This window comes from uncultured Roseobacter sp. (assembly GCF_947496515.1).
Taxonomy (GTDB): domain Bacteria; phylum Pseudomonadota; class Alphaproteobacteria; order Rhodobacterales; family Rhodobacteraceae; genus Roseobacter.
Map to the genome: position 1 here is coordinate 43629 of NZ_CANMDB010000015.1, position 13072 is coordinate 56700.

Genomic DNA, 13072 nt, shown 5'->3' on the forward strand with positions numbered 1-13072 from the left:
ACGTCTTTGGCTACCTCGGGGGGCCAGCAGGCTGAGATGCGAACGTTCGCGGACCCGTAGAACCTGAACCGGTTAACACCGGCGGAGGGAAGGTGAGCGTGATCATCCTCTCACTCCGTCCGTTGCAGACGAAAGGAACGATCATGCGAAGGACACTTCTGGCGACGACATTGCTGATGGCAGGTCCGGCACTGGCCGAGACGCCCGTGCTGACGGTCTATGCGGGTGACTACTTTACTTCCGAGTGGGGTCCCGGCCCGCGGATCGAAGAAGGGTTCGAGGCAATCTGCGACTGTGATCTGCAGTTCTCCACCGGCGATCTGTTGCCGCGGCTCATGCTGGAGGGCGCGCGGACCAAGGCGGATGTGGTGATCGGGCTGACATCGGACGTGACCGCGCGCGCACGCGCGACGGGGCTTTTCGCGCCGCACGGTCAGGACAACGGCGCTCTGACCCTGCCCATCGACTGGACCGACGACACGTTTCTGCCGTTCAACTACGGGCACACGGCCTTCATCTATAACGAAACCTTGATGGACACGCCGCCTGCCAGTTTCGATGCGCTGTTGGCGATGCCGGATGACATCAAGATCGTCATTCAGGATCCGCGCACCTCGATTTCCGGTCTGGCGCTGTTGCTCTGGGTCGATGCGGTCTACGGCGAGGATGCAGGCGCCGTGTGGGAGCAGCTTGCCCCCAAGATCCTCACCGTGACCAAGGACTGGTCGTCGAGCTACGGCATGTTCACCGATGGCGAGGTCGATATGGTGCTGAGCTACACCACCTCGCCCGCCTATCACATGTTTGCCGAGGACGATTTCACCAAAAAGGCCGCGATCTTCCCCGAGGGCCATTACTTCATGACGGAGACGGTCGCCAAGCTCTCGCGCACGGAGGTGCCGGAGCTCGCGGATGCTTTCCTGGCGTATGTGCTGAGCGAGGATTTCCAGCGGATGATCCCCACGGCCAACTGGTCTTTGCCGTCCGCCTTGCCGGAGCAGGACTGGCCCGAGGGGTGGTCCGATCTGCCCTTGCCCGAGGCAGTCCTGTTTTACGACGAAGATGAAGCGGAGGCCCGCAAGGCCGAGGCGATCGAGACATGGCGCCGCGCGCTCAGCCAGTAGTCGGCCGCAGCGGTGCTCTCGCGGGCGCGGCGGTGGTCGGGCTCGTGGTTCTGTCATTCGTCGGGCTCGGGATGCGGGCAGAGGTCGGGCGCGGGCTGGGGCCGGCGGAATGGGCCGCGATCCGGTTCACGGTCGTGCAGGCGGCACTCTCGGCAGTGTTGTCCGTGGTCTTCGCCATCCCGCTGGCCCGGGCGCTGGCGCGGCGGCGCTTTGCGGGTCGGGGTATCCTGATCACCTTGCTGGGTGCGCCGTTCATCCTGCCAGTGATCGTTGCGGTGCTGGGCCTGCTGACCGTCTTTGGCCGGAATGGTTGGCTCAACACAGTGCTGGAGGCAGCGGGCCTGCCGGGGGTCAGTATCTACGGTATCCACGGTGTCGTTCTGGCGCATGTGTTCTTTAACCTGCCACTGGCCACCCGGCTCTTGCTGCAGGGCTGGCAGAGCATCCCGGCGGAGCGATTTCGCCTTGCAGCACAGCTTGATCTGCCGCCTGCGACCCTGCGCCGGACGTTGGAGTACCCGCTGCTCGTGCAGATCGTACCGGGCGCGGCGGCGCTGATCTTTGTGATTTGCCTGACCAGCTTTGCGGTCGCGCTGACCTTGGGCGGAGGGCCGCGGGCGACCACCATTGAACTTGCGATCTACCAGGCATTCCGCTTCGATTTCGATCTGGCGCGTGCCTCCCTGTTGTCACTGGTGCAACTGGCACTGGCGGGCAGTGCGGCACTCATCGCGCTCTGGATCATCCCGAATTTCCCGCTGACTGCCGGGTTGGACCGTGTCCAGCAGCGGTGGGACGTGCGTGGCGGTGTGCAACGTGCGGGTGATGTTGCCATGATCGCATTGGGCAGCGGGTTTCTCTTGCTGCCGCTTCTGGCCATTACGCTCGCGGGTCTGCGCGGTTTGCCGCAGATGCCGCCCGGGGTCTGGCTCACCGCGGGAAACTCGCTCTGGGTTGCGGTGCTGAGCATTGCGGTCCTGTTGCTGATCGCGCTGCCGATGGCCGCGTGGATCGCGACGCGTCGGGCAGGCGGGGCCGAGGCCATCGGGCTCATTGGCCTGTCCGCCTCGCCGCTGATGATCGGCACGGGCTGGTTTATCCTGATCAACCCCATCGCCGATCCGGTCGCCCTGGCGCTGCCGGTGACGGCACTGATCAATGCGCTGATGGGGCTGCCGTTCGCACTGCGCATCCTCGTGCCGCAGATGCGCGAGACCTTGCAAAGCTATCACCGGCTGGCCACAACACTTGGACTGCGCGGCTGGTCTGCCTGGCGCTGGTTGGTCCTGCCGCGGCTGCGGCCACAGATCGGCTTTGCGGCAGGGCTGACCGGCGCCCTGTCGGTCGGGGATCTCGGCGTGATCGCCCTCTTCGCGGATCCGGAGCGGGCGACGCTGCCCTTGCAGATGTACCGGTTGATGGGCGCCTACCGGCTGGAGGCTGCGGCAGGTGCGGCGCTGCTGCTGGTGGCCATGGCGCTGGCGCTTTTCTGGACCTGTGACAGACTGGGGCGGCGCGATGCTGAAGCTTGAGCGGCTGGAACTGGCGCAGGGCGATTTCACGCTGCGGGCGGATCTGCATATCGAGGCCGGGCACCGGGTTGCGGTGATCGGGCCGTCGGGGTCGGGCAAGTCGACATTGCTGGCGGCCATCGGCGGGTTTCTGGCGCCCGTTGGTGGCAGGATCTGCTGGCATGCGACCGACATCACCGATGCGTCGCCGGGCAAGCGCCCCGTTGCGATGCTCTTTCAGGACAATAATCTCTTTCCGCATCTGAGCATCGACCGCAATGTGGGTTTGGGCATTCGTCCCGATCTGAAGCTGGACGCCAAGGACCGCGCGCGCGTTGCCGAGGCGCTGGCCCGGGTGGGACTCGCCGGGATGACAGAGCGCAAGCCCGCCGCCTTGTCCGGTGGTCAGCAAAGCCGCGCAGCACTGGCGCGGGTCCTGGTGCAGAACAGACCTATCCTGCTGCTGGATGAGCCGTTTGCGGCCCTGGGTCCGGCACTGCGACAGGAGATGCTGGATCTGGTCGCCGACCTGACGCGTGAGACAGGCGCGACCCTTCTGATGGTGACCCACGATCCGCAGGACGCACAGCGGATCGCCGATGACGTGATCTTTGTCGAAGGCGGTTGGGCGGCCCCGCCCCAGCCTGCGCAGGCGTTGCTGGAGAACCCGCCACCTGCCTTGCGCGCGTATCTGGGATAGGGGCGCGCAGGTGGCGCTTGCCATCGCGCTTTGCGGGCGGCAAGACTGGGTGTCCGACCGCCAAAAGGCCCATGCCATGCATCCCAATCCCGTTTTTCACACCCAGACCCCCGCCCGGAATATCGCGTTCGCCCGCGCGCGCAGTTTCGGGATTTTGGCGGTCAGTGCGGAGGCCGCACCGATGCTGTCGCACGTCCCCTTTCTGATTGATGAGCCGGGCGAGACGCTGGCGCTGCATCTGCTGCGTTCCAACCCAATCGCCCGCGCTTTGCAGACCGGGCCAGTGCCTGCGCGCATTGCCGTGTCGGGACCTGACAGCTACGTCTCGCCCGATTGGTATGAGATCCCCGATCAGGTGCCCACGTGGAACTATGTGGCGGTGCATCTGACCGGAACGCTGGAACGACGCCCGGACGCGGAGCTGCATGCGCTGCTGGACCGGCAATCGGCGCATTTTGAAACACAACTGCTGCCCAAGACACCCTGGACGACGGACAAGATGTCGGAAGATGTGATGGCGCGGATGATGCGTGCGATCGTGCCGTGCCGGATGCGGATCGACGATGTTGAAGGCACGTGGAAGCTCAACCAGAACAAACCAACCGACGTCCGTCTGCGCGCCGCGGATCAGGTCGCATCGTCCTGTCAAGGCAGCGAGTGCGCGCAACTGGCCGCCTTGATGCGCGCCGCTGATGGACACGGCGGCTAGCTCTGCTACCGTCAACGGGCCCAGAAAAGGAAACCGCCTGTGAAACTGTTCTACTCCGCCGCGTCCCCTTTTGTCCGCAAGGTGGTGGTGCTGTTGCACGAATTGGGTAAGACCGACGATGTGGCGCTGGAGGAAGTGCAATCGACCGCCTTTGCCTCTGACGCCGGGCTGGCGGCCAGCAACCCGTTGGCCAAACTGCCTGCGCTGGTGCGCGACAATGGTACGACGCTCTATGACAGCAGGGTCATCACCGCCTATCTGGATGACCTTTATGAGGGCGGTCTCTACCCCGCCGGTGGTGCCCGCTGGGAAAGTCTGACGCTGGAGGCAACGGGCGACGGGATCATGGATTGCGCGGTTTCCATGACCTACGAAATCCGGCTGAGGCCCGAGGCGCAGCAATCGCCCGACTGGATCGAGGCACAATGGGCCAAGATCGATCGCGCCCTGTCGGTCTTGAGCGCGCGCTGGATCAGCCACCTGTCCGGGCCGCTTGATATAGGTCAGATCTCGGTCGGCTGCGCGTTGTCCTACATCGACTTCCGACACGGCGCGCGAAACTGGCGTCAGGGCAATGAGGCATTGGCCGCCTGGCACGAGCGTTTTGCGGCGCGTTCCTCGATGGGTGCGACGAAACCGCCCGCGGGATAGATTCCCCATACCCGTTAACGAAATGCAGGCAAAATCTGCGTACAAACCGTGAAAATCGTGCAGAAGTGCGACCGTTTGTGCCTGTTTGATCACTGGACGAGGTGGGAGCAGAACGCTAGGTACAATGCGAGATTGCTGCTGGTCTGCGGCTAATGATGTATTGGTCGGTTATTGTCTCGACCTTGGAAATGGAGCAAACCTGTGTCCCACGCAGAAGATCACGAAGGCACCCGCAGGGATTTCCTGTATTATGCCACGGCAGGCGCCGGTGCTGTCACCGTCGGCGCGGCCGTCTGGCCCTTGGTTAATCAAATGAACCCCTCCGCAGATGTTCGGGCGCTGGCCTCGATCCGCGTTGACGTCAGCGGCGTCGGGACAGGCTCGCAACTCACCGTGAAATGGTTGGGCAAACCGGTTTTCATCCGCCGGCGGACCGAAGAAGAGATCGCCGCGGCCCGCGAGGTCGAATTGTCGGACTTGCCGGATCAAAGCGCGGAGAACGCCAATATCGCGGCAGGATCCGAGGCGGTGGATGCCAACCGCACGCTGGACGAAGCGGGCGAATGGCTCGTGATGATGGGTGTGTGTACCCATTTGGGCTGTGTGCCCTTGGGCAATGCCGGTGATTTTGGCGGATGGTTCTGCCCATGCCACGGATCGCACTATGACACCGCAGGCCGCATCCGCAGGGGGCCTGCCCCCAGCAACCTGCCAGTCCCAACAGCAGAATTCGTGGACGAGACCACGATCAAACTCGGTTAAGGGAGAAACTTCATGTCTGGAATTCCTCACGACCATTACGAACCGACCACGCAAGGCGAAAAGTGGCTCCACCGCCGACTGCCGATCGTTGGTCTGATGTACGACACCTTGATGATCCCCACGCCCAAGAACCTGAACTGGATGTGGATCTGGGGCATCGTTCTGACATTCGTTCTCGTCCTGCAGATCATTACCGGGATCGTGCTTGCGATGCATTACACCCCGCATGTGGATCACGCCTTCGCCTCCGTCGAGCACATCATGCGGAACGTAAATAGTGGTGCGATGTTGCGCTATCTGCACATGAACGGCGCGTCGCTGTTCTTTGTGGCCGTTTACGCGCATATTTTTCGTGGTCTGTATTACGGCTCCTACAAAGCACCACGTGAGGTCACGTGGATCATCGGCATGCTGATTTACCTGCTGATGATGGGCACGGCCTTCATGGGTTACGTGCTGCCATGGGGTCAGATGTCCTTCTGGGGTGCAACCGTGATCACTGGTCTGTTTGGTGCGATCCCCTTCATCGGCGATACCATTCTTGCATGGCTGCAGGGCGGCCCGGCGGTTGATAACGCGCTGCTGAACCGGTTCTTCTCGCTGCACTATCTGATGCCCTTTATGATCCTTGGTCTGGTGATCGTCCACATCTGGGCGTTTCACACCACGGGCAACAACAACCCAACGGGTGTTGAGGTCCGCCGGACATCCAAGGAAGAGGCGGAGAAAGATACACTGCCGTTCTGGCCCTACTTCGTGATCAAGGATCTTTTCGCGCTTGCGATTATCCTGGCCGTGTTTTTCGCCGTCGTCGGGTTCATGCCGAACTACCTCGGTCACCCCGACAACTACGTTGAGGCCAATGCGCTGGTGACACCGGCCCACATCGTGCCGGAGTGGTACTTCCTGCCATTCTACGCCATTCTGCGGGCCTTTACCGACGAAGTGTGGATTGTGCAGATCGCGTCCTTTGTGACAGGCGGGATTATCGACGCGAAATTCTTCGGCGTGCTGGCGATGTTCGGCGCGATTGCTGTCATGGCGCTCGCACCCTGGCTTGACACATCGTCGGTCCGGTCCGGCCGTTACCGCCCGATGTTCAAGTGGTGGTTTGCGCTGCTGGTCGTCGATTTCTTCGTGTTGATGTGGGTCGGTGCGCGTCCGGCGGAGGAGCCTTACAACACCATCTCGTTGATTGCCTCTACCTACTGGTTTGCTTTCTTCCTCGTCATCCTGCCGCTGCTTGGCGTGATTGAGAAACCGCTGCCACAACCGGCAACGATCGAAGAGGATTTCGCGTCCAAGAAAGGTGCGAGTTCCGGTGGTGCGGCCCCAGCGGCAGCCCCGGCGGAGTGAAGGAAATGAATATGTTCAGAAAACTAGCCATCGCGGCGACTGCCACCCTGGCCTTGTCTTCCGGCAGCGCATTTGCTGCCGGAGCCTATGACACCCATATCGAGGACTTCGACTTTTCCTTCGAAGGACCATTTGGCACCTACGATCAGAACCAATTGCAGCGCGGCCTGCAGGTCTACACGGAGATCTGCTCAGCCTGCCACGGTATGAAGTTTGTGCCGATCCGGTCCCTCGCCGAAGATGGTGGACCCGCTCTGCCGGAAGATCAGGTGCGGGCCTACGCTGAAAACTACGAAGTGTTCGACCCGGAGCTTGATGATTTTCGTGCGGCGACGCCCAACGATCATTTCCCCGAATCGAGCCTTGAGAATGCGCCCGACCTCAGCCTCATGGCCAAGGCCCGCGCTGGTTTCCATGGCCCTGCGGGACTGGGCATCAATCAGTTCTTCAAAGGTATTGGCGGACCGGAGTATATCGCGTCACTGCTGACCGGCTATACTGGCGAGGAAAAGGAAGAGGCGGGCGTGATCCTGTATGAGAACACCGCATTCCCCGGCGGCTGGATCGCGATGGCACCACCCCTCTACGGGGATGATGTCGAATACGCGGACGGTCACGAAGCGAGCCTGGAACACGTCTCTGAAGATGTCTCCGCTTTCCTGATGTGGACCGCCGAGCCAAAGATGATGGCTCGCAAGCAAGCGGGCTTCGTTGGCGTTGTCTTCCTCACGTTGTTGTCGGTTCTGCTTTACCTGACCAACAAGCGCCTGTGGGCGCCGGTCAAAGGAAAAAAGTCCAGCTAGCACCAGCTTTCTTGATCGGCTGATCTAAAAAGCCCCCTGTGCGGTCCCGCACGGGGGGCTTCCCGTCTGCGCCTCTGGAAGAGGCTAATGACAGACTCTGGGGAGAGTCAAAATCAGGGGTCCGAGGTGTCGTCGCTACTGGGATGAAGTTCACCCGTTCACTACGATCTCTTATCCGTCCTGTACCTAAAATCTGCTTACCAGCTACGTCGCCCGGGTATAGGGCGCCACTCACTACCACTCACCGTTAATGCCGTATTGATACCGGCGAAGCCTCATCGCTTCTGTGAACTGGATCACATTGGAACGTTTTTCTGCATGATGCGGGAGCTTTCTTTTCAGTCGCAGATCACCTAGCTGGATATGCGCAATGACTGCCTTCACCTGAATGCTTAACATCATCAGTCCCGCCTCCGTTTTACAGTGATGGCTCACCTGCTTGATGCTTTCGAGTATGCTTTGCGCCTCAAGAACGATGAGGCCGGCAAGACACCTGAATGTCAGCCAAGCTGAACCAACCTCGTCAGATTGGGTGCAGATACGGCCCGTGTCTGTGACTTTGGTCACATCACGTCTTGAAGGCACGCGTCGATCCAAGACGTCAAAGTGGTGTAGCCGTTTGTGTTGCTTGGGTTGGGGCAACGCGCGGCAAACCGTCAGGCGCTGTTAATAACGTAAAAAGTCACCCGGCTCCTTAAAGCCCGCGAAGTGCCTTATGTTTTGTTTTCTTGGTCTGGCGATTGTGTTGGCCTCTGGCAGCTCGCGAGAGATACCATTCTGGCCAGACGATCCTAACTGGCTGAATGAATTGTCGCTGTAGCGAGGCGCAGGGTGTCCGCAATCGTGTATGTGGTTCAAGCTCTGGCAACGATACTCAATGCTACAATTCCTCTCAGCCCGGGAGGCGGTACTTTCACTTCAGTTCAGCGGCGCGCGGCACCTTTCGGTAGAGTAATCATCACCGCTGGGGCATTAGCAGTTGATGTTTTGCGAGAATGTGATCGGTCCTATGAGAGCAATAAAATGCTGTAACGCGGAGCGCATCACGCACCACCGTTGCCCCTTGTCAGACCTGCGTCGTGCTGCCGCCATTCCCTTATCGTACTCAAATTGACGAGGACGGGATGAGACTGCTTGTCGGACGGCATGTATCGTTGGGCAAGACCGCAAGCTGCTCGATCAGCGAGCGCGGCAAGGTCGTGAGAGAGGCCGGGAAGACCAGCTACTCTGGGGATTTGACGCGCTGGCTGAGCGGATTGGCCCAGGCAGGTTCCAGCGGTTCGCGTGGAGGCTGGGCCATTCTCACACTGACTGCACCGTGCTCTTTCAGCGGAACTACGTCGAAGCAGCATGATGTTGGCAACCGAAGCATGTACCCAACGGGCCTTGATCGAACGCCGTGACAGAAACCAGGGCGGGTCCAAGCAAAGCTGACCCGCCCAACGGTGTTTATTCGAACGACTTTCGAAACCATCGTGAACGGTGCTCTACATGACCCTACGAGGTGCAGCATGATGGTAGATGCCGCGCTGTTGTTGGACAAAACCGGCTCCTGCTGACGGCACTTATGGATCAGCTTGTGTAAACCGCAGGTGATCCGCGGGCTTGGTGCCCAAAGAGCTAAAAACGGTTGCAAGCTTCTCACGGACGCCCTTCGGAAAGCGCACCAAGCCCCAAAAAAGGCCATCGGCGGATGCGTGGGAGATCAGGACCGTGGCCACCATCAATCTGATCAGAAGACCCGAGCGTCCGGCAAACAGCGCCGATTGATCGCCTACAGTACGGGGATGGGGCGGCGTTGGTGGCCGGACATCTGTGTGACCATCGAAGCTGTGCAGGCCAGACAGCTCTTGGGCTAGTTCTGGTACAACGCGCGGCGGTTCACATCTGACCTCCACCCGGCACTCGGTTGCTGACTGCCGCAGCCACCGAGGCTGAGCTGCCACCTTAATCACATCTGCGCTGACAGGTATGATGTGTCAGCCTCTGGCTGGAAACGAAAATTTGATCAGGCTACCCCGTTTTCAGTACTACGCATCCCCTACGTCGATGTGTCGGACGCTGCGCGGTGCATGTAAAACGACGTTCTCCAGGCAGTGTAGCACACAGAGTTCTTCGCTTTCCCCGTCTGCCTCACATGCCGCAATGCAGGTCGATGATCTGACTGTTCAAAGCATTCAGGTTTTCACCGTCAACTTTTACGATGGGTTGCCATCACCCACTTGTCTGCCGTCATCGACTGGTCAGAAGCAGGCCAGACCGGTCGCCGTCAGGACACCCCTACGGCCGGAGATCAGATCTGATGCAGATCCGCCATGGCCTGCAACGCCTCGCGGTCCAATACCCGCACACCGCCACGAGACGCTTCAATCACGCCTGCGCGGCGCCAGAGCGACAGTGTCTTCGACACGGCTTCACGTGTGGCGCCAACAAACTCCGCCAGTTCGGATTGCGACAGCGGCAGGATTGACAGGTGTCTAGATCCGTCGAGCGTAAGATAGAGGATCTTGCGTGCCAAACGGGCGGACATGGGCAGAAAGACCTGTTCATTAAGTTGGCTGTTCATCCAGCGCATCCGCTGTCCGGCCAATTGGATCATATCAAGACCCAGATCGGGAGCTTTGCGGATCGCCCGGCGGACATCGGCGTTTCGGACCCCGCGCAACCGTGCCTGTTCCAGCGCGGTCACGGTTGCCGTCCGTGCCCCGGGATCAAAGAGCGCGATTTCCCCGAAGAGCGCGCCCGGGCGCATCACATCGAGCGAGAGCTTGCGCCCTTCCTGCGACAGAACGCTGAATTCCAACGCGCCAGATACAATCGCGTAGAGCGTATCGCCATCGTCTCCCTGTTCAAACAGCGTCTGACCCTCGGCAAGCGACACATCTGTCGCCACTGATTCGAGCAGGTCAAAGAGCTCTTGCGATGCGTGTGCGAGAAACCCGGCCTTGGGAAGTGTCACCCGTTCCATCCGGCACCTCTCGGTTCATATGGTCCGGCCAGGCCCAAGATCGTGTGACCACAACGGTTGCGTCCGCTGCGGATCAACAAGGGATGAATGCTGAGGTGGTGCCGAGGCGACCCGGTCGCCGGAAGCGCACGTTGGTGGGGGCATCTCAAAAGTCCGGACCACCCACATACACAGTTCGCAACATAATATGGCCGGACCGGTAAGGGTCCAACCCACTGTCTTGTTTCACTCGACCTCTCCCACAGAGTATCGGCAGGTTAGGCACCCCACTAAGGCATTGTCACGCGAAATCTCGCGTTAAGGTAGGCGTCTTTAAGCCGAAACGGTCAGTGTGTTTTCGTCGCGCCCGTCGATCATGGCCGTGATGATATCGCCTTCGGGCTGCGGTGTCGTGAAGGTGACGGGGCAAAACTGCTCCGTCCGTCCCATTGTCGGGCTTTCCATCAGAACACGGTGGGCCCGCCCCACCTGGCCCCTCAGGTGGCGGTCGATTTGCTGATGACCAAGGGCGCGCAACCGCACTGCACGTGCCTTGATCGTGCCGCCATCCACCGCTGGCATCCGCGCGGCGGGTGTGCCGGAGCGTGGTGAGTAGGGGAAAACATGCAGCCAGGTGAGGCCACAGGCGGTCACAAGCGTCTCGGAGCTGTGAAACATCTGGTCGGTTTCCGTTGGAAAACCTGCGATGATATCCGCCCCAAAGGTCATGTCCGGGCGCAGGCGACGTGCTTGTTGGGTAAAGCGGATTGCATCGTCCCGAAGGTGCCGCCGTTTCATGCGTTTGAGGATCATGTCGTCGCCGTGCTGAAGCGAGAGATGCAGATGCGGCATAAGCCGCGCCTCCGTCGCGATGGCCTGCATGAGATTTTCGTCCACCTCGATGCTGTCGATGGAGCTGATCCGAAGCCGGGGCAGGTCGGGCACCAGCCGCAGGATGCGCATGACCAGATCGCCGAGTTTTGGTGCGGCGGGCAGATCGGCACCCCAGCTGGTCAGGTCCACACCGGTCAGGACCACCTCATTATACCCCGCATCCACCAGCCGCTTGATCTGGTCCACGACCACGCCGGCAGGGACGGATCGCGAATTGCCACGGCCATAGGGAATGATGCAAAAGGTGCAGCGGTGGTCACAGCCATTTTGTACCTGAACATAGGCACGGCTGCGGGTGCCGAACCCGTCGATCAGGTGGCCCGCCGTTTCTGTCACCGACATGATGTCATCCACCTGCACGGCTTCTGTCGGGCCGATAAAATCGGTCGCCAGCGTCTGCCAGGCGGCTTTCTGCATCTTTTCGGTATTGCCGATGACAGCGTCGACCTCATCCATACCAGCAAAGGTCCCCGGCTCGGTCTGGGCTGCGCAACCAGTCACGATCAAGCGTGCGCTCGGGTGAGCGCGGCGTAGTTTGCGGATTTCCTGCCGCGCCTTTCGGACGGCTTCGCCGGTCACAGCACAGGTGTTGACGATGACCGCGTCTTTGAGACCGGCCTGTGCGACGAGCTCTTTCATCGCCTCGGTTTCATAGGCGTTCAAGCGACAGCCCATGGTGGAGAAAACCGGCGCCTTCACGACAAGGATGCCAGGAATTCCGGCGTCAACGTGCCATCGAAAACATGTGCTGTCGGGCCGGTCATCCAGACGCCGTCATCGCGCCAGTCCAGATCCAGCCGGCCGCCGTCAAGCGCGATCTCCACCTGTCGTCCGGTCAACCCTCGCCGGGCCGCCGCAACAGCTGTTGCACAGCTGGAAGACCCGGAGGCCAAGGTAATGCCCACGCCACGCTCCCACACGCGCATACGGATCCGGTCTGGCCCAGTGATCTCTGCGATCTGCACATTCGTGCGGTGTGGGAAGAGCGGATGGTGCTCGTACTGCGGGCCGAAGGTGTCGAGGTCGACGGCCATCACGTCCTCGACGAAGAAGGTGCAATGCGGGTTGCCCATCCCCGTTGCCACTGGCTTGCCCGCGATCGGCAGTGCCAGCGTGTCGACCTGCTGGGCGAGGGGGATCTGGTCCCAAGCGGTGTGTGGTGAGCCCATGTTGACGGACGTCAGTCCGTTGCCCGCATCCCGGGCGGAAAGCACGCCGCGCTCCGTCTTCAGCGTCAGATCGGATTGGCCTGTCTGATCCATCACATGCCGCGCGATGCAGCGTGTGGCATTGCCACAAGCCGCAGATGCAGACCCGTCCGCATTGTAGAACCGCAGTTCAAGCACACCTGATCTGTCCGACATCACCGCCAGTTGGTCAAAGCCTACACCGCGATGCCGGTCACCCAAGGCGCGCAGAAGGGACGGCTCCAAGGCGACGTCACCCCGCCGGGCATCGATGACGACGAAGTCATTTCCCAGCCCATGCATCTTCATGAAGGGCAAACCTGATGTGACGAATCCAGACATGCGCGCGATATAATCCGGTGCGGCAAAACTATCCAGTGTCTGCTCCGGGAAAGGGGTTTTTTGGGCTTGACCCTGACCCGCCATCT

Annotated in this window: 12 protein-coding genes and 1 riboswitch; of the genes, 8 read left to right on the top strand and 4 right to left on the bottom strand. The window is 60.8% G+C overall.

Annotated features, from left to right (window positions below):
- The first annotated feature begins 6 nt into the window (after positions 1-6).
- Positions 7-107: riboswitch (TPP riboswitch) on the top strand.
- A 36-nt stretch (positions 108-143) separates the two neighbouring features.
- The 8 genes from Q1A53_RS20335 to Q1A53_RS20370 all read left to right on the top strand — a co-directional run bounded on the left by Q1A53_RS20335 (position 144) and on the right by Q1A53_RS20370 (position 7616).
- The gene (locus Q1A53_RS20335; protein ID WP_299970138.1) at positions 144-1124 is read left to right on the top strand and encodes a thiamine ABC transporter substrate binding subunit; all 981 of its coding nucleotides are present in this window, start codon (positions 144-146) and stop codon (positions 1122-1124) included.
- The gene (locus Q1A53_RS20340) at positions 1100-2656 is read left to right on the top strand and encodes a thiamine/thiamine pyrophosphate ABC transporter permease ThiP (RefSeq protein ID WP_299970141.1); all 1557 of its coding nucleotides are present in this window, start codon (positions 1100-1102) and stop codon (positions 2654-2656) included. The genes Q1A53_RS20335 and Q1A53_RS20340 overlap by 25 nt, the downstream gene beginning before the upstream one ends.
- Positions 2643-3335, top strand: coding sequence for a thiamine ABC transporter ATP-binding protein (gene thiQ / locus Q1A53_RS20345; protein ID WP_299970144.1), 693 nt, complete (start codon positions 2643-2645; stop codon positions 3333-3335). Before Q1A53_RS20340 ends, thiQ begins: the two co-directional genes overlap by 14 nt.
- A gap of 76 nt (positions 3336-3411) precedes the next feature.
- Complete coding sequence (locus tag Q1A53_RS20350) at positions 3412-4044, top strand: FMN-binding negative transcriptional regulator (RefSeq protein WP_299970219.1); 633 nt, start codon at positions 3412-3414, stop codon at positions 4042-4044.
- Positions 4045-4083: 39 nt separating this feature from the next.
- Positions 4084-4695, top strand: a complete 612-nt coding sequence (locus Q1A53_RS20355; protein WP_299970147.1) for a glutathione S-transferase — start codon at positions 4084-4086, stop codon at positions 4693-4695.
- 201 nt (positions 4696-4896) lie between these two features.
- Positions 4897-5457, top strand: a complete 561-nt coding sequence (petA, locus tag Q1A53_RS20360; protein ID WP_299970150.1) for a ubiquinol-cytochrome c reductase iron-sulfur subunit — start codon at positions 4897-4899, stop codon at positions 5455-5457.
- Between the two features lie 12 nt (positions 5458-5469).
- Positions 5470-6813 (top strand): cytochrome b N-terminal domain-containing protein, encoded by a 1344-nt coding sequence (locus Q1A53_RS20365; RefSeq protein ID WP_299970153.1) that lies wholly within the window; start codon positions 5470-5472, stop codon positions 6811-6813.
- A gap of 11 nt (positions 6814-6824) precedes the next feature.
- Entirely contained in the window at positions 6825-7616 is a 792-nt protein-coding gene (locus Q1A53_RS20370) for a cytochrome c1 (RefSeq protein ID WP_299970222.1), read from the top strand.
- 234 nt (positions 7617-7850) lie between these two features.
- Here the strand turns inward: Q1A53_RS20370 and Q1A53_RS20375 are convergent, their stop codons facing one another.
- The 4 genes from Q1A53_RS20375 to dapF all read right to left on the bottom strand — a co-directional run bounded on the left by Q1A53_RS20375 (position 7851) and on the right by dapF (position 12986).
- Positions 7851-8183, bottom strand: a complete 333-nt coding sequence (locus tag Q1A53_RS20375) for a hypothetical protein (protein ID WP_299970156.1) — start codon at positions 8181-8183, stop codon at positions 7851-7853.
- 1726 nt (positions 8184-9909) lie between these two features.
- Positions 9910-10584 (bottom strand): Crp/Fnr family transcriptional regulator, encoded by a 675-nt coding sequence (locus Q1A53_RS20380; protein WP_299970160.1) that lies wholly within the window; start codon positions 10582-10584, stop codon positions 9910-9912.
- Between the two features lie 312 nt (positions 10585-10896).
- Positions 10897-12156: a tRNA (N(6)-L-threonylcarbamoyladenosine(37)-C(2))-methylthiotransferase MtaB gene (gene mtaB / locus Q1A53_RS20385; protein WP_299970163.1), complete on the bottom strand. Its 1260-nt coding sequence runs from the start codon at positions 12154-12156 to the stop codon at positions 10897-10899.
- Positions 12153-12986: a diaminopimelate epimerase gene (dapF, locus tag Q1A53_RS20390; protein ID WP_299970166.1), complete on the bottom strand. Its 834-nt coding sequence runs from the start codon at positions 12984-12986 to the stop codon at positions 12153-12155. The genes mtaB and dapF overlap by 4 nt, the downstream gene beginning before the upstream one ends.
- Positions 12987-13072 lie beyond the last annotated feature (86 nt).